At 60.6% G+C, this 18411-nt stretch carries 15 protein-coding genes; 9 read left to right on the forward strand and 6 right to left on the reverse strand.

What is annotated here, in order from left to right:
• Window positions 1-122: 122 nt before the first annotated feature.
• The 4 genes from HY298_12425 to HY298_12440 all read left to right on the forward strand — a co-directional run bounded on the left by HY298_12425 (window position 123) and on the right by HY298_12440 (window position 8334).
• A complete protein-coding gene (locus tag HY298_12425; GenBank protein MBI3851064.1) occupies window positions 123-3350 on the forward strand; it encodes a serine/threonine protein kinase in 3228 nt (1075 codons plus the stop codon).
• Entirely contained in the window at window positions 3347-4504 is a 1158-nt protein-coding gene (locus HY298_12430; protein MBI3851065.1) for a prepilin-type N-terminal cleavage/methylation domain-containing protein, read from the forward strand. The genes HY298_12425 and HY298_12430 overlap by 4 nt, the downstream gene beginning before the upstream one ends.
• 363 nt (window positions 4505-4867) lie before the next feature.
• Window positions 4868-5431, forward strand: a complete 564-nt coding sequence (locus tag HY298_12435) for a hypothetical protein (protein MBI3851066.1) — start codon at window positions 4868-4870, stop codon at window positions 5429-5431.
• Window positions 5432-5562: 131 nt separating this feature from the next.
• Complete coding sequence (locus tag HY298_12440) at window positions 5563-8334, forward strand: immunoglobulin domain-containing protein (GenBank protein MBI3851067.1); 2772 nt, start codon at window positions 5563-5565, stop codon at window positions 8332-8334.
• Window positions 8335-8640: 306 nt separating this feature from the next.
• Here the strand turns inward: HY298_12440 and HY298_12445 are convergent, their stop codons facing one another.
• Together HY298_12445 and HY298_12450 are read right to left on the reverse strand one after the other, a co-directional pair.
• Entirely contained in the window at window positions 8641-8940 is a 300-nt protein-coding gene (locus tag HY298_12445) for a hypothetical protein (protein ID MBI3851068.1), read from the reverse strand.
• Window positions 8930-9172: a prevent-host-death protein gene (locus HY298_12450; GenBank protein MBI3851069.1), complete on the reverse strand. Its 243-nt coding sequence runs from the start codon at window positions 9170-9172 to the stop codon at window positions 8930-8932. The genes HY298_12445 and HY298_12450 overlap by 11 nt, the downstream gene beginning before the upstream one ends.
• Window positions 9173-9424: 252 nt before the next feature.
• Between HY298_12450 and HY298_12455 the strand changes: the two genes are divergently transcribed.
• On the forward strand, window positions 9425-10186 hold the full coding sequence (locus HY298_12455; GenBank protein MBI3851070.1) for a hypothetical protein: 762 nt from the start codon (window positions 9425-9427) through the stop codon (window positions 10184-10186).
• 24 nt (window positions 10187-10210) lie between these two features.
• Window positions 10211-11383, forward strand: coding sequence for a hypothetical protein (locus tag HY298_12460; protein MBI3851071.1), 1173 nt, complete (start codon window positions 10211-10213; stop codon window positions 11381-11383).
• Between the two features lie 82 nt (window positions 11384-11465).
• On the opposite strand, the gene HY298_12465 is transcribed toward HY298_12460, so the two are convergent.
• The 4 genes from HY298_12465 to HY298_12480 all read right to left on the reverse strand — a co-directional run bounded on the left by HY298_12465 (window position 11466) and on the right by HY298_12480 (window position 15971).
• Window positions 11466-12830 (reverse strand): Gfo/Idh/MocA family oxidoreductase, encoded by a 1365-nt coding sequence (locus HY298_12465; protein MBI3851072.1) that lies wholly within the window; start codon window positions 12828-12830, stop codon window positions 11466-11468.
• Between the two features lie 113 nt (window positions 12831-12943).
• Window positions 12944-13582, reverse strand: coding sequence for a HEAT repeat domain-containing protein (locus HY298_12470; protein MBI3851073.1), 639 nt, complete (start codon window positions 13580-13582; stop codon window positions 12944-12946).
• A gap of 2 nt (window positions 13583-13584) precedes the next feature.
• Window positions 13585-14508, reverse strand: coding sequence for a sugar phosphate isomerase/epimerase (locus HY298_12475; GenBank protein ID MBI3851074.1), 924 nt, complete (start codon window positions 14506-14508; stop codon window positions 13585-13587).
• Between the two features lie 116 nt (window positions 14509-14624).
• Window positions 14625-15971, reverse strand: a complete 1347-nt coding sequence (locus tag HY298_12480; protein ID MBI3851075.1) for a Gfo/Idh/MocA family oxidoreductase — start codon at window positions 15969-15971, stop codon at window positions 14625-14627.
• Between the two features lie 249 nt (window positions 15972-16220).
• On the opposite strand from HY298_12480, the gene HY298_12485 reads away from it, so the two are divergent.
• The 3 genes from HY298_12485 to HY298_12495 all read left to right on the forward strand — a co-directional run bounded on the left by HY298_12485 (window position 16221) and on the right by HY298_12495 (window position 18220).
• Window positions 16221-16910 (forward strand): UDP-N-acetylglucosamine diphosphorylase, encoded by a 690-nt coding sequence (locus HY298_12485; protein ID MBI3851076.1) that lies wholly within the window; start codon window positions 16221-16223, stop codon window positions 16908-16910.
• Window positions 16911-17200: 290 nt separating this feature from the next.
• Window positions 17201-17713, forward strand: a complete 513-nt coding sequence (locus HY298_12490; protein ID MBI3851077.1) for a sigma-70 family RNA polymerase sigma factor — start codon at window positions 17201-17203, stop codon at window positions 17711-17713.
• Window positions 17714-17788: 75 nt separating this feature from the next.
• The gene (locus HY298_12495) at window positions 17789-18220 is read left to right on the forward strand and encodes a hypothetical protein (protein ID MBI3851078.1); all 432 of its coding nucleotides are present in this window, start codon (window positions 17789-17791) and stop codon (window positions 18218-18220) included.
• Window positions 18221-18411 lie beyond the last annotated feature (191 nt).

The following is an 18411-nucleotide window of genomic DNA, read 5'->3' on the forward strand; positions in this document are numbered from 1 at the left end:
CGCGGATTGGCAATCCGCGGACGCCGCCAGCGTGGGGACGGCCCGCCGACTGCCAGTCGGCGAAACAGCAGGTTGCCAACCTGCGCTACGGAGCGGAGTGACGGTCGGATCGCATGATGAACATGAACGCCACGCGTATTTGCAGCCGATGCAAAAGCGAGCTGCCCAGCCATGCGCCGGAGGGCCTCTGCCCCAGGTGCCTGCTGAAGGCTGGCGCGGCCGAGTGGGGCTTGGCGTTCGGCGGAGGCGGAGAACCGGGGGCCGGCTTCGGCGGACAGAGGTTTGGGAATTTCGAACTGTTGGAGAAGATCGGGGAAGGCGGAATGGGGGTGGTTTACCGGGCGCGCCAAGTCAACCTGGACCGTATTGTGGCAGTGAAACTCCTGCCGTCGGGCCCGTTGAGCCGCGAGGACGCGGTCGGGCGGTTCCGGGCTGAAGCAAACGCGGTTGCCGCTTTGCAGCATCCGCATATTGTCGCCCTTCACGAGGTGGGGGAACACGAAGGTCGCCCCTATTTCTCGATGGACCTGATCGAGGGGCAGACGCTCGCTGAACTGGCACGCGATGCCCCGCTCCCGGCTCGACGCGCCGCCGGCTACCTGAAACCGGTGGCCGAAGCCATCCAATACGCCCACGACCACAACATCGTTCATCGCGACCTCAAGCCCTCGAACATCATTGTGGATGAACTGGACCAACCCCACATCACCGACTTTGGTCTGGCCAAACGCCTGACTTTGGACTCGTCACTCGCCACTGGTCACTCGTCACTCACCCTGACCGGCCAGGTGCTGGGGTCGCCCAGTTTCATTTCGCCCGAGCAGGCCGGGGGCCGCTCGCGCGACGTTGGTCCCGCCAGTGACATCTATTCTCTTGGCGCCCTGCTGTATCACCTGCTCACCCGGCAGCCGCCGTTCCAGGCGGATACGCTCACCACGCTGTTGAAGCAGGTGGTTGAAGTCGAGCCGCTCATGCCGCGCTTGCTGAATCCCAGCATCCCGGAAGAATTGGAAACAATTTGTCTGAAGTGCCTCGAAAAAGAGCCCGGCCGTCGTTACCCGACCGCGCAGGCACTGGCGGACGACCTCGGCCGATTCCTGGCCGGCGAGCCGATCCTCGCCCGCCCGGTAAACTTGCTGGGCAAGACGTGGAAATGGTGCCGGCGCAGGCCGGCGTTCGCTAGCCTGGCGGCGGCCTTGGTTCTCACGTTTCTCCTGGGGGTGACCGGAATCCTCTGGCAGTTGAAAAGAGCCAGAGCCGGCGAGATGCTGGCCTTGCGCCACGCGTATGCGGGGGACATGACCATTGCGCAACAAGCATTGAAGGAGGGGAGTCTGGGGCGCGCGATCGAGTTGCTGAACAAGTATCTGCCCGCGGGAAAAGCAGAAAGTAGAAAGCGGAAATCCGAAATGGATTTGCGCGGCTGGGAATGGCGATATTTGTGGGGCCTGTGCCGCGAGGATGCGCACTTCAAACTCACTCAGCATTCAAACGCTTTGGTCAATGTGGCTTTTTCACCCAACGGCAAGCTGCTGGCGGTGCGGCACAGGAGCGGCATCATTGATCTGTGGGATTGGACTGCGCGGCGGAAAACCGGCCAACTGTTCAACCAAGGTGCGAGGAACGCGATGGCCTTTTCTCCACAGGGTGACTTCATTGTTTCAGGCGATAGCGATACCAACGGGAACCATTCGATCAACATTTGGGATGTTGCGAACCAACGACTCGTTTCCTCGATTCCCCAGCCCCGTATGGTCACCGCGCTCGCCCTTTCCCCGGACGGCACTTTGCTGGCGGTGTATTACGCCGATCCCAAGTGTCGGATTCTGCGCCTGCCCTCGGGCGACATTGTCAAGAACCTGCCAGCTTCAGAGTTTATAAACGGGGACACGCGCGTCCCGTTGTTCTCCCCGGACGGGGCCACGCTCGTGCTTGGGGAGTGGGGCGGAACGATTCGACTAATGAACTGGCGAACCGGCCAGGAGCGGAAAATACCGCCTCCCTCTCCCGACAGCGAGTGCGTGACGGCCCTGGCTTTTTCGCCCGACGGCCGGATTCTGGCTTCCGGCTACGGATATTCCGATGGCATTATTCGCCTTTGGGATGTCGCTTCCCTTGACCCTCTGGGCCGCCTGGAAGGTCATCGGGGCTGGGTTTCGAAACTGGTTTTTTCTCCCGATGGCCGGACGCTCTTCTCTGCCAGTGACGACGAAACGGTTCGGGCATGGGCCATTCAACAGAAGCGCGAGACACGCCGCTTTCAAGGCCACACCTCGGGACTGCGAGGATTGGCTGCCTCTCCCGACGGCCGAACCCTGGTGAGTTGCGATTCAGATGGCTCGGTACGGGTTTGGGACGCATTTGGCAAACCGCGGCCACCGGCGCATCAGAAGCTGCCATTCCCTGTGGTGAATTGCGGCGTTCCCTTCACGGCGGACAGCCGCCGCCTTTTCACCGCTTCGCTCACGAACCCAGTCACCGTCTGGGATGTCGCCACCGCGTCTGAGGTCCAACGCATCTCCGCCCTGGGCACCAATAATTTCAGCCTGGCGCTCTCGCCAGATGAGCGCCTGCTGGTCATCGGGGGTTATGATGGAATGATTAAGGTTTGGGACCTCAAGAACAAAAGACTGGTGAAGCAATTCCGACCGCATCAGATCCCCATCTATGGAGTCCTTTTCTTTGATCAAGGAAAGACGCTCGTGTCCTTTGCCATGCTCACGCACCGTAAGGTGGAGGTGATACGTTGGGACGTGGCCTCGTGGCAGAGCGTTCCTTTTGGTCCGATTGATGTGGATTGGGCTTATGGTCTCGCCCAGTCTCCCGACCGGCGCCTGCTGGCCGTGAGCTACACTGGCAAGCCGCCGCTCAAATTGTGGGACTGGACCTCAGGCGAGTTGAAGAGGGTGCTGGTTTCAGACACCGGCGGATCGTTTGCACCCGTCTTCTCCACGAATGGTCGCCTCCTGGCCGCCCCGGTACGTGGCGAGGCGCGGGTCTGGGACGCGTCTTCCTGGCGCGAAGTGGCTACTTTGTCGGTTCACGCGAATAGCGTCGTCTCAGTGGCATTCTCCCCCGACGGCAAACGGTTGGTGACCGGAGGATCTATCGGAGGACAACTGCAGCCGGCCCTCCAGGTTTGGGATTATGTCGGTCAACGAGAGCTGATCGGCCTGGACGCCGTCGGGAACTGGACTATGTGGACGCGTTTTTCTCCCGACGGGAATACGCTGGCGGCGCTGAGCTGGGACGGTGTCGCCGACCTCTGGCACGCACCCTCCTGGGAGGAAATCGAGGCGGCCGAAAAGGATGGCAACCATCAACGTGATTCCGGGGCTGAAGTGAAATGAAAACGAACCACAGATCCCTTGGCGTGGGCGAAGGAAGAACCCCGCAGTTGGTGGCTGGCCACTGCGGCCATGAACTGCGTGGGTTGGTAGGGCGCGGCACTCCGTGCGCGCCGCCGGTCGGAGGGGGTCTTGCGAACGGCGCGCACGGAGTGACGCGCCCTACCTTGAGGTTCGTGAATAAGCTCACTCTGGATTCCGACCTCGAACGTCGGACCTCAGATTTGGAAGTCAGAGCCGATCCATGTCGCCGGAGCGCGGACAGCCATGTCCGCGAGTCCCCAACCACTGCGCCAGGATTACGCGGACATGGCTGTCCGCGCTCCGAGCGGCGTAGCCACCTCCTCGGTTTCACCCTCATCGAACTACTCGTCGTCATTGCGATCATTGCCATTCTCGCCTCGCTCCTCTTGCCCGCGCTGGGAAAGGCGAAAGCCAAGGCGCAGGGGATCGCGTGCGTTAGCAACCTCAAGCAACTCCAGCTTTGCTGGCAGATGTATTGCGGGGATTTCAATGACGCGCTGCCGCCCACCACACCGGACTTCGGCAGTATGAACGATCGCGCCGCCCTGTCGGCCACGCCAGACTCCTGGGTGTTCGGCAATGCCTGGACTGACACGACCTCGGACAACATCCAGCGCAGCGTGTTGTTCAGCTACAACCGGTCCCTGGGCATTTATCGCTGCCCGGCCGACAAGTCCACCGTGCGCGACCAGGGCACCATCCCACGAACCCGCAGCTATTCGCTGAGCTGGTCCATGGGCATGTGGCCGGACCGGGCCGACTGGCGTCATCCATACACCTGGCATCGGTTCAATCAGATTCGCAATCCGAGCCCGGCCCAGGCGCTGTTGTTCGTGGACGAGCACGAAAACGGCATCGCACAGGGCCTCTTCTGCTACAACAACCCAGACTTCTACGTATATCCTGGAACGACCGTGTGGACGTGGCTCAGTTTCCCGGCCACGCGCCACGGCAACGCCGGCACGGTGAGTTTTGCCGATGGACATGCCGAAGTGTGGCATTGGAAGGAACCGACGACGCTCAAACCGCCGCAGGCGAACCTCTGGCCGGATTTCAGGCCCGCCGTGCCCAACACCGATCGTGACCTGGGCCGTTTCTTCCGCGCCATTCCCGTAAAGGTGCCGATTCCCTGAACCTCCTCGGCCGGCGTCAGCAGCGACGCCCGGCCAAAAACCTGGGCAACGGTTCAGCGGACGACAACGAAGGTAGGGCGCGTCACTTCACTCCGTGCGCGCCGCAACTGGCAACCCACCCTCCGAACGGCGCGCACGGAGTGACGCGCCCTACCCTCTCAGCAGGCTTATGGCCGCGATGCGCCATTGTGGAATCTTGGACGCTTTACATGGCGGAATCCCACCGAACGGCTCGTTCCGTTACTTTTTCCGGGGACTGCTTTAGTAACCATTGAAAACTAGTACAAACAGGTTGAAGGCAGCCGCATCAAAACGACGCGCTGCGGATTCACCTGAACACCAAAACAAAGAAAGGTTAACATCATGAAAACGTTGCTAAACAAACTGCCGAAAGGCAGGATCACGCGTTGGGGATTCCTCGCCGTGCTGCTGATCGCCGCTGGGGCGACGGTGGGCTGGATGAACCAAAGGCATTACCAACTGGGCGGGTCTTGGATCGGCAAAGGAGCTGGAAGCGTCTGGACCGCAGTGCATGCGCCTTTGGACCCGGAGGCCCAGACAATGGCCGGTCATGTCAACTTCCAGTCCTATGGCCCCGACACTGCCGGCCTAATCGCCGCTTTTGGCGGAGACAGGATGAGTGAGTTCGTCGGTGAAACGAAGATGATCAACCGTGACACGGCCAAATGGACCCTGGTGGGCTATGTACAGGCGGGTCAGAACCCGCCGCAGATCGTTGCCATCATCATTGGGCACGGCACCTGGAAATACACCGATCGTGACCACGCGGTGTTGAATTACACCATCGATACATATCCGGCGGCGGCGGACGCGGACGGCGACGGGATGCCCGACCCGGGCGCCATACCGGTGGTCACGACTCCCGGCGTGATAGACACCGCCCAGCGCGTGCCCATCCTACCATAGCGGATCGGTCGCAACTCAGCGAACGAGTTGCTGACGACGGAACGATGGGGAGTCTGCACCACCAAGTGGGACAGACTCCCCGTCCGGACTGGACTCAACGCTGCAAGAACAACCACCCAACTTTCGACCTCATGAAAACGAAACCAAACCAATCCATGAACCTCAAGGTAGAGCGCGTCACGCCGTGCGCGCCGCAACTGGCAACCCACCCTCCGAACGGCGCGCACGGAATGACGCGCCTTACCAATCCACGCAGTTTATGGCCGCGTTGCCCGGGCGCCGACCGTAGTTTTCTCCTCGCGTCCGCGTTGTTTCTGGCCGCCGCCAGTATCTGCTTTGCCCAGCCCGTCATCACCAACCAGCCCCAAACGCAGGCCACGACTCCCGGCGCGACTGCCACCTTCGACGTCGGCGCGAGGGGCACAGAGCCGCTCGCTTACCAGTGGCAGAAAAACCCGGGCAACGGTTTTTCCGACCTCGCGAACTGCACCAATGCCGCGCTGGTCCTGACCAATGTGCAGCCGTGGGACGCGTGTGACTACCGCGTGGTCATTACCAATCTCACCGCTGGGAGAACCAGTGCCGTGGCCCGCCTTTATGTGATGCGGCCGGCACTGGTGACGACCAACGTGGTGGTCGACAATTTCGATGACAACAAGCTGACCGGGTGGAGCTTGATGAGCAATGCCGAGGGTGGACTCATCGAAACCAACCAGCAGTTCAAAGTGCGCGGCCTTTGGCGTGGTTATCCGACTCCAGAATTGGGCATCTGGACCAAGGGCTTGCGGACCAAGAACTGGAACCTCGCTATCGGTCAGACCCTGGAGTGGCGGGTTGACGTCGTCGGCATGAATGAGAACACGAGTGACGTAGTAATCGAGCCTGGCTATTTGGGCACCTACGAAGCCTACATGTTTATCAAGGGGCGCAACGCTATTTCCATCGTCAAACTTACGGGGGGAGATGGTGTCGTGGCTTTTTCCTGTGACCCGGTCGTGATCAAGAATACGAATGTCGTCCTGGCGCTGGCGATGTCGCGGATGGGCGCGGATGTGGTTCTTACGGCCCGCGTTTTGGACAAGGACAACCTCAACGCCGTCCTCTATGAACGCCGCTTTGTAGATACGCCCGAGATTGATCGGTCACTCACCACGGCCGAAGTCCTAGCCTTGACCGGCAATTCAGTGCCGTTTGCGCCGGACGTAAGACGAGCGCCAGTGACCATGGGGGATGTTGTGGACCTCAAGATATTCCAATACAACTGGGGCACAAACTCAACGGCCGAGGTCACTTTCGACAACCTTGAACTGTGGACATCCATGATTCCTAGGGCGCGCTACGTGGACGTGAACAGCACGAACCCGACGCCGCCCTTCACCAACTGGCTCACTGCGGCGACGAACATCCAGGACGCCGTGGACGTGGCACAGGCGGGCGACGAAATCGTGGTGACCAACGGCATCTACGCCACCGGCGGGCGGGCGGTGGGAACAAACATTCTGGTCAACCGCGTGGCGGTGGAAAAGTCGCTCACGGTGCGCAGCGTCAACGGGCCAGCGGCGACCGTGATCGACGGGGCTGGAACCGTGCGTTGCGCCTACGTGGGCGAGAGCGCGCTCTTGAGTGGATTTACGCTGACCAATGGGAATACCTATACGTTGATCAATGGGAATGTATTGGTTGGTGATGGTGCTGGGGTGTTCTGTGAGCGGTTCGGAGTGGTAACCAACTGTACTTTGAGCGGCAATGCGACTGGTCTCGGGTTGGTGGGGTGGCTCGGGGCCGGCGGCGGGGCGTCTGGCGGCACGCTTTACAACTGCACATTGAGCGGGAATAGAGCTGCATACGGGGGTGGGGCTTCCGGGAGCCTGCTTTACAACTGCACCGTGACCGACAACTCAGCACCCGGCACTGCATTCGGCTCTTTCGGCGGCGGGGTGGACGCGAGCACGCTGAACAACTGCACGCTGACGGGCAACTCGGCTGAGTACGGCGGCGGCGGGGCGTCTGACAGCACTTTGAACAACTGCACGCTGACCGGCAACTCGGCGGACGAGGGCGGTGGGGCGTTTGCGAGCACGCTTTACAACTGTACGCTTACCGGCAACTCGGCAAGTCGGCAGGGTGGTGGGGGCGTGGCGCGCGGGAGTACCCTCTACAACTGCACGCTAACGGGCAACTCGGCAGCTGAGGAGGGGGTGGGGTCTGGAGGCGGAGCGAGCGGGAGCATGCTCTACAACTGCATCCTCTATTCTAACACCGCTCCGAGCGGTCCAAACTACGCGCCTGATCATTGGAATTCAGTTTACTTGAACTACTGTTCCACGACGCCGATGCCAACGAACGGTTTCGGCAACATCACCAACGCGCCGCTCTTCGTGAATCACGCCGGCGGCAACCTGCGCCTGCAATCCAACTCCCCCTGCATCAACGCCGGCCGCAATGCCTACGCCCCCGGCCCCACAGACCTGGACGGCCTCCCGCGCATCGTCAGCGCCACTGTGGACATCGGCGCCTACGAGTTCCAAGGCCCCGGCTCGATGATTTCCTACGCCTGGCTCCAGCAATTCGGCCTGCCCACCGACGGCTCGGCAGATGCCACGGACCCGGACGCCGACGGTCACACCACCTGGCAGGAGTGGCGTTGCCAGACCGATCCCACCAACGCGCTCTCGGTGTTGCGCCTGCTGTCGGCTTCGCCCGCCGGCACCAACGTGACCGTGAGTTGGCAGAGCGTGGCCGGGGTAAACTATTTCCTGGAGCGCAGCACGAATCTGTGGGCCAGCCCGCCGTTCGCGCTGTTGTCCCCGAACCTCCCCGGCCAACCCGGCACGACGACTTTCACCGACACCAATGCCGCGCCCCTGGCTCCGCTGTTCTACCGCGTGGGGGTGGGGAACTGAACGCAGAGGTGAAACGCAAAGACGCAAAGGCGCAAAGACGCAAGGAACAACGAAGAATCAATGCAGCAACGAACTGTCAGTTCTCAGAGTGTGTCTGAAGAATCGCGTTGGGTGTCCACCCTTCAGGGTGCCAGGCCGCCAGAACACGCTGAAGCGTGGACACCAAACCGCTGCGGCCTCCGCGTCTTTGCGTCTTTGCGTTGGACTCGAATCGTAGAAATCCGAAACCCGAAAGAAAACCGAAACACGATGGCAATCCAAACGCAGAATCCAAGGTTACGGCGGAGCCCGTCCGGCAGGCGTCCGTTAGGCCTTCCCGGCCTCGCCCCGCAGAATCTCGCCAAACAATTCGTACACGACCGGACGCTTTTCGGCGAAAACGCAACGAGCGACGCGCTGGCCACCCTGAGCGTAGAATCGAACCACCACCCGGTAGCTTCCTACTCGCAGACGGGCGTAGCCGGCGAGGTCCGCTTCGAGTTGTTTCAGGTCGCCTTTTTCCTGCTCCAGCCCGCGCAGCGCGCGGCGCAGGCGCAGGCGCGGCTCCGGCGCCAAGGCCCGAACGAAGCCGGCCACCTGCGGATCGAGTTCGACTCTAAGCTTCATCGAGCGCCGACAAGGGGAGATAGCGGCCTTTGCCGGAGCGGTCGCGGCGGAGGGCGCGGAGGGCCTGTGGGTTGGCCAGGATTTCCATGGTCTCCAGCAGCGCCTCCATCCGCTCGCGCGGCACCAGAAACGCCACCGTTTCATTGGCCTGCCGCAGGGAAACGGTCTGTTTGGTGCGCACCAGCTTGGGCAACCGCGCCTGCGCCTCCGCAATGTCGAACGTCGTTTTCACGCTGTTGCTTTAACACGAAGCCGGACCGCGCGCAACAACGGCTTGTGGCCTGCCCAGCGCAACGCAGGCAACGAAAAGCGGCACCGGCAGGCTTCGTTCCCTGCGTTTGCTTCTGTGGGCCACAGGAATCCACGTCCCGGTGGCCTGGCTGGCTCGCGGTTGACCAAGCCCTCGCCAGGGGCAGGGCAAGAATTCCTGTGACAAATTCCCGGTTTTCCCTCTGTAACCAGTGAACCGACGACCGAAAGAACCATGAAAACAAATCAAACAAATCCAAACCGCTGGCCAGAAACTTCAATCGCCGTCAGAGAACGCAAGGAACGCATGGAGCCAAGGCTCGTGCTCTCTGCTTTGCGCTCCTTGTGTTCTTTCGCGGCCATCCTTCTCCTCCTGCTTTCCACCGCCAGCGCCTCCGCCGCCACGCGCTACGTCTGGCAGGACAGCCCCAGCCCGGCGCCGCCCTATACCACCTGGACCACCGCCGCCCACGTCATCCAGGAGGCCGTGGACGCGGCGCAGACGGACGAGACCGTCCGGGTCGCCGGCGGGGTGTACGCCACGGGCGGACGCGCGGTGGGAACAAACGTGCTGGTGAATCGCGTGGCCATTGACCGGGCCGTTACGGTCGAAAGTTTGATGGGAGCGGAGGTGACGATCATCCAAGGCTACCAGGTGCCCGGCACCACCAACGGCGACGGCGCGATTCGCTGCGTGTATCTCGCCAACGGCGCCAGCCTGTCCGGGTTTACCCTGACCAGCGGGGCCACGCTTACCAACGGGAATTGGCAATTGGAGAGATTGGTGATTCACGGCGGCGGGCTGTGGTGTGAATCCACGAACGCTTTTGTGACCAACTGCGTCATCACAGGCAACTCGGCTGCCGGGGCCGGCGGCGGCGCGTTTCAGGGCACTTTGAACAACTGTACACTGACCGGCAACTGGGCATCCGGCGGCGGCGGGGCATGTGAAGCCACGCTGAACAACTGTACCCTGACTGGCAACTCGGCTGGCTAGGGCGGTGCGGCGTGTGGCGGCGCGTTGAACAACTGCACGCTCACCGGCAACTCGGCTGATCAAGGCGGCGGGGCAGGTGATGCCACGCTGAACAACTGCACGCTGACCGGCAACTCCGCTTACTACTCCGGCGGCGGGGCGACTTTTAGCACGCTGAACAACTGCACACTGACCGGCAACTCGGCCGGCGGCGGAGGCGGAGCGATGTACAGCACGCTTAACAACTGCACGGTGAGTAGTAATTCGGCCACATTGGGCGGCGGGGCCTCGCGCAGCACACTCAACAACTGCACTGTGGCTGAGAATTCGGCTTCTGGAGGTGGTGGTGGAGTTGAGATTGGCACACTCAACAACTGTACGCTGACCGGGAATCGGGCCAGTGGGACCAGTGGGTTTTCTGGCGGCGGGGGGGCGGCAGGAGGGACGCTTAACAACTGCAGCTTAACCGGCAATTCGACCGCGACCTGGGGCGGAGGGGTCATTGGGGGCGACATGTTTTGGGGACCCCTCACCCTGAACAACTGCACGCTGACCGGCAATTCTGCTTCTTTATCCGGCGGCGGGGCGTTGGGGGGCACACTGAACAACTGCATCGTCTATTTCAACACCGCCACGAATGGAGCGAACTACGCGACCAGTCCTCTTTTCACTACCCTGAACTACTGTTCCACAACGCCGATGTCCACCAGCGGTTTCGGCAACATCACCAACGCGCCGCTGTTCGTGGATTACGCTAACGGCAATCTGCATCTGCAATCCAACTCCCCCTGCATCAATGCCGGCCTCAATGCCTATGCTCCCGGCTCAACGGACCTGGACGGCCTCCCGCGCATCGTCAGCGGCACGGTGGACATCGGCGCCTACGAGTTCCAAGGCCCCGGCTCAGTGATTTCCTACGCCTGGCTCCAGCAGTACGGCCTGCCCACCGACGGTTCGGCGGATGCCACGGACCCGGACGCCGACGGCCACACCACCTGGCAGGAGTGGCGTTGCCAGACCGATCCCACCAACGCGCTCTCGGTGTTACGCCTGCTGTCGGCGACGCCCAGCGGCACCAACGTGACCGTGAGTTGGCAGAGTGTGGCCGGGGTAAACTATTTCCTGGAGCGCAGCACGAACCTGGCGTCAATACCGCCGTTCACTCCGCTGGCCACCGGCATTCCCGGCCAGCCAACGGCCACGGGCGCCGGGCGCTAACTTCTTCAACAATTCCGGTCGGCGGAACGCCGCCCTTACTGGCAGGCAAGGATGTCTGCCGCTACGAATTTCCGGACACGTTCTAAAGCACCACGGTTCTTCCTGGAACCGGAATCGGATAGCGGCCGTTTGCATCAGGTTGGACCGGCGCCGGTGCCGCCAGCGAACTGATTAGGTCCAGCCCCGGCGACTGTTCCAACTTCGATGCGAGGGCTTCGTCGTAACTGATCAACTTCCCGGACTCGGCGGCCATGCGTCCCATGATGCTCACGAAGCAAGCACGAGCGCCACGTTCGGCTTCATTGTAAGGCTTGTCATTGCGGATGGCGTCGAAGAGCAGGTCGTGCTCGACTTGATACGGCTCGCAGGGTCCGCCGCTGTAGCGCCAGAATTCATTTTCACGGGTTTGGACCTGGTTCTTGTAGAGACGCGGTTTCGCGGCGGCGAGGCTTTCCATGATGAGCGCGGAACCTTTCGTGCCGTGCGCGAAGTCGGAGTAAATGTCCCAGCAACCGGTGTTGTGCCGGCCTTCGGCCAGCAGCTTCGCGCCGTCGGCGAAGGTGTACTCAATCATGTATTGGTCGAACATCTGGTCCGGGTCTTCGCGGGCGGCACGAGCGCCGTGGCCTTGCGCAGTGACGGGCCAGGCGTTCTTGGCCCAGCAGCAAACGTCGATGTTGTGGATGAGCCAATCGACAAAGAAACTCGCGTTGAGCCAGGTGAAGCAACTGTAGTTGAGAATCTGGTGGCCAAGCTCCGTTTCATCTGGCCCCTTGGGTTTGAAGCCGACGGGACCGTGCATGCGATAAGTGCGCAGCAGGAGGAGGTCACCGATGGCACCGTCGTGGATGCGCTGGATGACTTCCTCGCGCGGCTTGTCGTGGCGCCACATCAGGCCGGTGGCAACCTTGAGGTTCTTCTGTTTCGCCAATTCAGCGGCGCGCAGGATGCGACGGATGCCCGGCGCGTCCGTGGCAAAGGATTTTTCCATGAACACGTTCACGCCTTTCTGCACGGCATATTCGAAGTGAATCGGGCGAAAGGCGGCGGGCGTGGCCAGCAAGACGAGATCGCCCTTGTCGAGCGCGTCGATGGCGCGCTTGAACGAGTCGAAGCCGAGGAAGCGGCGTTCGGGCGGGACGTGAATCTGACTGGTGTATTTCGGCGAAAGGGCCTTGAAGCTGCCCTCGAGGCGATGCTCGAACACGTCGGCCATCGCCCAAAGTTGGGTGGGACCTTTAGTGGAAAGCGCGTTGGCGGCGGCACCGGTGCCGCGTCCGCCGCAACCGACGAGCGCGATTTTGATGGTGTTGTCTTCGGCGGTGTAGCCGGGGCGTGGCGCGGCCAGTGTGCCGGCCAATGCAGTGGCGGCGACGGCGGCGCCGGAAGTTTTGAGAAACTCACGACGAGTCGTGAGGGATTGAGTGGTTGCTTGTTCAGGGTTCATGGTCTTGCTCCGTTGGTTGATGATGGTCCATGTCTCAATTGTTCAGTTGAAGTTTGATGCGTTTTCCTGGTCATCGGTGTTTCTGTGTTTGCAAAAACGGTTTCCAACCGGCATCAGGCAGTGGCGACGGGTTTCACTGCGGTTTTTTCCGTCGGAATGAGTTTCTGGCTGGGAAATCCGTTGACCTTTTGGCCGCGTGCCCGGAGCGACACGGCGATCGCGGGCTTGAAATCTTCGGGCGTGGAAGCCAACGCAGTCTTGAGCGCGGCGAGTGATTTGGCGCCGGGCATTCGTTGGAGAGCGCCGCGGACGTCTTCGCGCAGGTCTTGGTCGAGAAGAAGGGCGGCCAAGGGCGGCACGGTGTCGTCGCCGCCAATCTCGGAAAGCATCCAGACGAATTCACGGCGGACATAGCTGCTGCCGTGCGCGAGCAACGGAACGAGTTCAGTCGCGACCTCGCTTCTTTCCTTGTCTGCACCCGGCCGTCCAGCGTGGCGCACGATTTTCCACAGTGCGCGTTGGGCGGCGCGAGCGATTTCAAAGTCGGGATGGGCCATGACCTCGGCCAGCGGCTTCACGGCTGGCGCTCCGAACTCGGCGGCACTTTGCCACGCGGGACCGCGTACCCGGTCGTCCGCGCTCTTGATCCGACTGATGAACTCGTCCAGGGAAATTTTCCCGGCGGCGGTTGACAGGCTGGCGAGCGTGACGCCAGCGGTCAGTGGGGCATTGGTGAAGGGTTGGTTCGTCATGGTCAAACTTGCTTCTTGAGATAATCCCGCGACTTGGCCAGCGCGGCGGTCATGGCGTCGGGCTCGACGTGGCCGTGCATGAAGGGGTTCACGAACCACTGGTAATTCACCTTGGCCAAAGCTCTGAGCCACGGTTTGAAATCGGTCGGGCCGTGGCCGGGAAGTTGGCCCACGTCGGGTTGGTTTTGCCAGGCGTAAAAGAAAAACAATTGCGGGCCGCATACGGCGATGGTTTCTTCCACCGGGGCTTTGATGGTTTGAAGATGATACGGCGCCAGCGCGAGGCCGAGCCGTGGATGCTTGTTCAACTCGACAAACGCCTTGAAGGAATCCAGCGAATCGAGCAGCGCGCTGCCGTGGTTTTCGATGGCGAGATAGGAATTGTGTTTCTCGGCCAGGTCGGCGAGCGGCTTTAGACTTTCGAGGAACGATTTCATTTTTGAAGTGAGTTCCTCCGGTTTGCAGGGCGCGGCGCTGCTCTGGATGGCCACGCCACCGCCGGCTTTGCCGAGCAATTCGGCGTACTTCGCGTAACCGCCGACGTAGGTGGAGAAGGCGTAAAGCCTGAGTTTGTGTTTGGCGAGCAGTTCCCGGAGGCCGTCAGGGCCGAGACGCTTTTGCACGTCGTCGAGGTGGGGACAGTTGTCGTAAGCGCACCAGATGTCGATGGCGTCGAAGCCCAGCGCCGCGATGCGCTCGCAGGCTTGTTCGATCGGCAGGCCTTTGAAGTGAATGGAGGAGGTGGACAGACGGAGACGCCAGATGTCAGCAGCTCGGCCAATTGGAATCAGCGTGCTGGCAGCGGCGGCAGTTGCGACTGCAAGGAAATCACGGCGGCTGAGAAAACCCGAGTTCCGAAATTCCAAATCCGAATGAATTCCGAAATCCAAAGCTCGAAGAAAGGCCGGTTCCTTCGGGCGGTGCATTCGGGTTTTGGGCTTCGAGCTTCTGTTCCCCCGTGGAATAAACGCTTGGCTATTTCCGGCGATGACACTAGTGCTATTCCACGGGGTGAAGGCTTTCGGATTTTGGATTTCGGATTTCATAACACATACGGATAGCGCTGCGGCTTGCCCAACATGCGATTGGCCTGCTCATCTCCGATGACCTGTTGCTTTACTCCATCCCATTCCAGTTTTCGGCCGAGGATGTAGGAGAGGTTGCCAAGATTACAGAGCGTGGCGGTGCGATGGGCAATCGCGATATCGACGGCGGGCCGGTGGTGGCCTTCGCGAATGGACTTAAACCAATCCGCCTTGTGGTTCATGTTGAAGTCCTCGTATTCGTGGGTTCGTGCGACTTCGCCGCCGCCGGCCGGAAGCTTGAAGTTGATCGCGTCCGCGTGCGCTCCTTTGTAAGCGCCTTCCCACTCCAAAATCAAATGTCCGCGCTCGCCCCAGAACACCTGGCCAAACTCCGTCTGGCCAACCTTGTCGCCCGGCTGGCCCCACACGAGCGTCCAGTCCGGGTTCCTGAATTGGTAAATCACTTCCATGTCAATCGGGCAGTCCCACAGACCTTTGGTCGGCGCGGTGCCTTTGGCTTCGACGGTGAAAGAAGTTTGCTGGTCGGCGTTCATGCACCAGAAGATCGTGCTGAACTGATGCGCGCCGCGGTCGCGGATTTGGCCGCCCCCGGACTCGAGCAACCAGCGGAAATTGGCCGGGCAATAACGTTGATTGTACGGACGCCACGGCAACGGACCGAGCCACAAGTCCCAGTCCAATTCCGCTGGTGGCTCGCAGTCGGGCACCGGGTTGGCATCGACTGGATTGGCGTAATGCCAGCAAGTCACTTTGTTCACGCGGCCCACGATGCCGTTGCGGATGGCGCGGCAGGTGTACCATGCGCCTTTGCCGGTGCGTCCTTGCGCGCCAACTTGCACGGCCACGTTCGCCGCGCGCGCCGCCGCGACCATCGCTTGGCCTTCCTCGACGGTGACCGAGGCGGGCTTCTCGACATAAACATGCTTGCCCGATTCGCACGCATGGACAGTCTGAACCGCGTGCCAGTGATCGGGCGTGGCAATCACCACGGCATCGATGTCCTTGCGCTGAATGATGTAGCGATAATCGCGATACGGCTCGACGCCAGGGCCGGCGAGTTTCACCGCCGCGGCAAGGCGCTTTTCGTCCGCGTCACACACGGCGGCGAGGTTGATCTTTCCGGCTTTCTGAAACTCCAACATGTTTTTCAAATGCACCGTGCCCATGCCGCCAACGCCGATGTGGGCGATGGTCAAGCGACTGTTCGCAGATGTCAGGCCCGGCGCTCCGAGGACGCGCGACGGGACGAACTGCGGAAAGCCGATGCCGGCTCCACCGAGCACGACCGCCCCAGTCGTTTTGAGAAAATCCCGGCGCGCGATTCTGTGGTCGTGCTTCGCCATGTTGATCTTTTTTCCGCGAAATGCTTGAAATCAGAAATTCAGTTTGAAAATAAGAGCCGGCGATGAATTCACCATTGACCTGAATCAAGGAAATGTGTTCGCAGATCCAGTGAACAGTGGGCACAGACATGCTCTAAAACTGGAGGGCGAGCAGGCTGATCCCGACGCCCCTCCTGAGTAACGCGTTTTGTGCGATTCGTGTCTGAAAAAGACATTTGCCGCTGCCATTCTTTTCCGTAAGTTCGACGCATGTTCAAACCGGGCGACCTTTTCGATCTCAGCCAGACGGAGCACGCCGCGCTGTTCGACGGTTGCGAATTTGCCTGGGACGTGCTGAAAAAACTCAAGGACTACCTCGCGGCGAATTTGCGCCCGGCTCTGCACCATCGTTGCGAAGGACAGGCCTTCATCGGCGAACAAGTTTTTATTGGCGAAGGCACGGTGGTCGAGGACGGCGTCATGATCAAAGGCCCGGCCATCATCGGGCGCAACTGTCACATCCGGCACAACGCCTATTTCCGCGAACATGTCATCCTTGGCGATAGTTGCGTCGTGGGCAACTCGACGGAAATCAAGAACTCCATCCTGTTCAACAACGCCGGCGCGCCGCACTTCAATTACATCGGCGATTCCATCCTCGGCCACCGGGCGCATCTCGGCGCCGGCGTGGTGTTGTCCAACATCAAGTCCCTTCCTGGCAACGTGACTGTCGAAATCGATGGCCAACCATTCGACACCGGCCTGCGCAAGTTCGGCGCGCTGATCGGGGACGGTTGTGACATCGGCTGCAACAGCGTGCTGAATCCCGGCAGCATCATTGGTCGCGGCTCCGTGATTTATCCGAACATCAACTGGCGCGGCATTCTCCCCGCCAACATGATTGTGAAAAATAAGGCCGCGCAGGAAGTCGTTGTGCGCCGACCGAGAACCACCGACTGACCGCAGTTTAACGGTAGGAGCCGACGTGAGGAGGCTCAGAACTTGTCGAACAGAAAGTGAGCCGGTGAGCAAGTGGGAAAGGGAGAGGGGGCGGGCGGGCGCGATTCTCACTTTTTCAGTTACCCACTTTCCCACCTGCCCGTTTTCAGTATGAGGCTCGTAACCTCGGCGGCTGCTTTTTGGATCTGTTGCCTGCCCATCTGTGTTCATCAGCGTGAATCTGCGGTTTAAATCTTCATGCAGAGTTTCCTAGACAAATCCTCCCGCCGCGTGCGTCATTCAACAAAGACATGTCGTCGCCCTTCGATCTCGAACGCCTGTACGATGATCATGCCCAGGCGTTGTTTGCTTTTCTTCTGAATCTCACCCGCAGCGAAGCCGACACCCACGATCTCCTTCAGGAACTCTTCATCAAGCTCGCCCGACGTCCGCAGTTGCTCGATGGCGTCCGCGAACCACGCGCCTTCCTGTTGCGGCTCGCGCACAACCTGGCCATCGACGCCATACGTCGTCGCGGCACGCGGCAGAAAATGCACGAACAGGCGGCTGCCTGCACGGCTTCCGTCTTTGCGCCAATTGCCGATCCGGATGAACAGGCTTTTCGCAACGCGCTGTCGGAAGCAGTGGGTAAATTGCCCGACGACCAACGGGCGGTTGTTCACCTGAAACTTTGGGAAGGCCTGACCTTTGACGCGATTGCCGGATTGCTCGACATTCCGCCCAACACCGCCGCCAGCCGCTATCGCTACGGTTTAGACAAATTACGCGAGCGGCTGCGTCCCCTCTATGACGAGATTAAATGAACTGCGTGGGAGACGAGGTAACGAGGTTCAAAATGAAGTCAGAGTCTCGTGACCTCGACTCCTACCAAGAAAAAAATGAACGACAACGATCTTGAACAACGACTCCAACGGCAAACACTGCGCCCGATCCCAACCGAATGGCGCGCGGAAATCTTGTCGCACGCGAACGATGCTCCTCACTCATCACGCATCACGCATCCTTCCCTTCTCTCAACTCTCAACCACCAACTCTCAACCATCCTCTGGCCTTGCCCAAAAGCTTGGGCCGGTCTGGCTGCCGTTTGGTTGATCATCCTCACGCTCAACTTTGCGACCGGCGAAAAACCAACGGCGATTGCAAAAAGACAACCACCGCCATCGCCGGAAATGCTGATGGTCTTGAAGGAACAGGAAAAAATATTGGCGGAACTCTTGACGGAACGATCCGAGCCGCGCGAATCAGAGCGGCCCAAGCCGGGAACACCGTCGCCGCGCAGCGAACGTCGCCATGAAATGATGATGGTATGAGCGAAGAACCCAAAAGCATCTGGAAAAAGCCATGGAGAGGGGCACGCGGTTTATTCCTTTGGTGCTTAGTTCTTACTTGCGCAACCTTTCTCATAATCTTCGCGATCACGTTGCTGTCCGAACCCGGTTCAAGCGAAGACTTGCTGGCATTCGCTCTGATCAGTTCTATCAGCTTCGTGGCAGGGATGGTT

The sequence above is a fragment of the Verrucomicrobiota bacterium genome (assembly GCA_016200005.1).
Lineage (GTDB): Bacteria > Verrucomicrobiota > Verrucomicrobiia > Limisphaerales > PALSA-1396 > PALSA-1396.

What these genes read in the sequence shown, in the direction of transcription:
- HY298_12425 (MBI3851064.1), top strand. Translation starts at nt 123, where the DNA reads ATGAACGCCACGCGTATTTGCAGCCGATGCAAAAGCGAGCTGCCCAGC.
- HY298_12430 (MBI3851065.1), top strand. Translation starts at nt 3,347, where the DNA reads ATGAAAACGAACCACAGATCCCTTGGCGTGGGCGAAGGAAGAACCCCG.
- HY298_12435 (MBI3851066.1), top strand. Translation starts at nt 4,868, where the DNA reads ATGAAAACGTTGCTAAACAAACTGCCGAAAGGCAGGATCACGCGTTGG.
- HY298_12440 (MBI3851067.1), top strand. Translation starts at nt 5,563, where the DNA reads ATGAAAACGAAACCAAACCAATCCATGAACCTCAAGGTAGAGCGCGTC.
- HY298_12445 (MBI3851068.1), bottom strand. Translation starts at nt 8,940, where the DNA reads ATGAAGCTTAGAGTCGAACTCGATCCGCAGGTGGCCGGCTTCGTTCGG.
- HY298_12455 (MBI3851070.1), top strand. Translation starts at nt 9,425, where the DNA reads ATGAAAACAAATCAAACAAATCCAAACCGCTGGCCAGAAACTTCAATC.
- HY298_12465 (MBI3851072.1), bottom strand. Translation starts at nt 12,830, where the DNA reads ATGAACCCTGAACAAGCAACCACTCAATCCCTCACGACTCGTCGTGAG.
- HY298_12470 (MBI3851073.1), bottom strand. Translation starts at nt 13,582, where the DNA reads ATGACGAACCAACCCTTCACCAATGCCCCACTGACCGCTGGCGTCACG.
- HY298_12475 (MBI3851074.1), bottom strand. Translation starts at nt 14,508, where the DNA reads ATGCACCGCCCGAAGGAACCGGCCTTTCTTCGAGCTTTGGATTTCGGA.
- HY298_12480 (MBI3851075.1), bottom strand. Translation starts at nt 15,971, where the DNA reads ATGGCGAAGCACGACCACAGAATCGCGCGCCGGGATTTTCTCAAAACG.
- HY298_12485 (MBI3851076.1), top strand. Translation starts at nt 16,221, where the DNA reads ATGTTCAAACCGGGCGACCTTTTCGATCTCAGCCAGACGGAGCACGCC.
- HY298_12490 (MBI3851077.1), top strand. Translation starts at nt 17,201, where the DNA reads ATGTCGTCGCCCTTCGATCTCGAACGCCTGTACGATGATCATGCCCAG.
- HY298_12495 (MBI3851078.1), top strand. Translation starts at nt 17,789, where the DNA reads ATGAACGACAACGATCTTGAACAACGACTCCAACGGCAAACACTGCGC.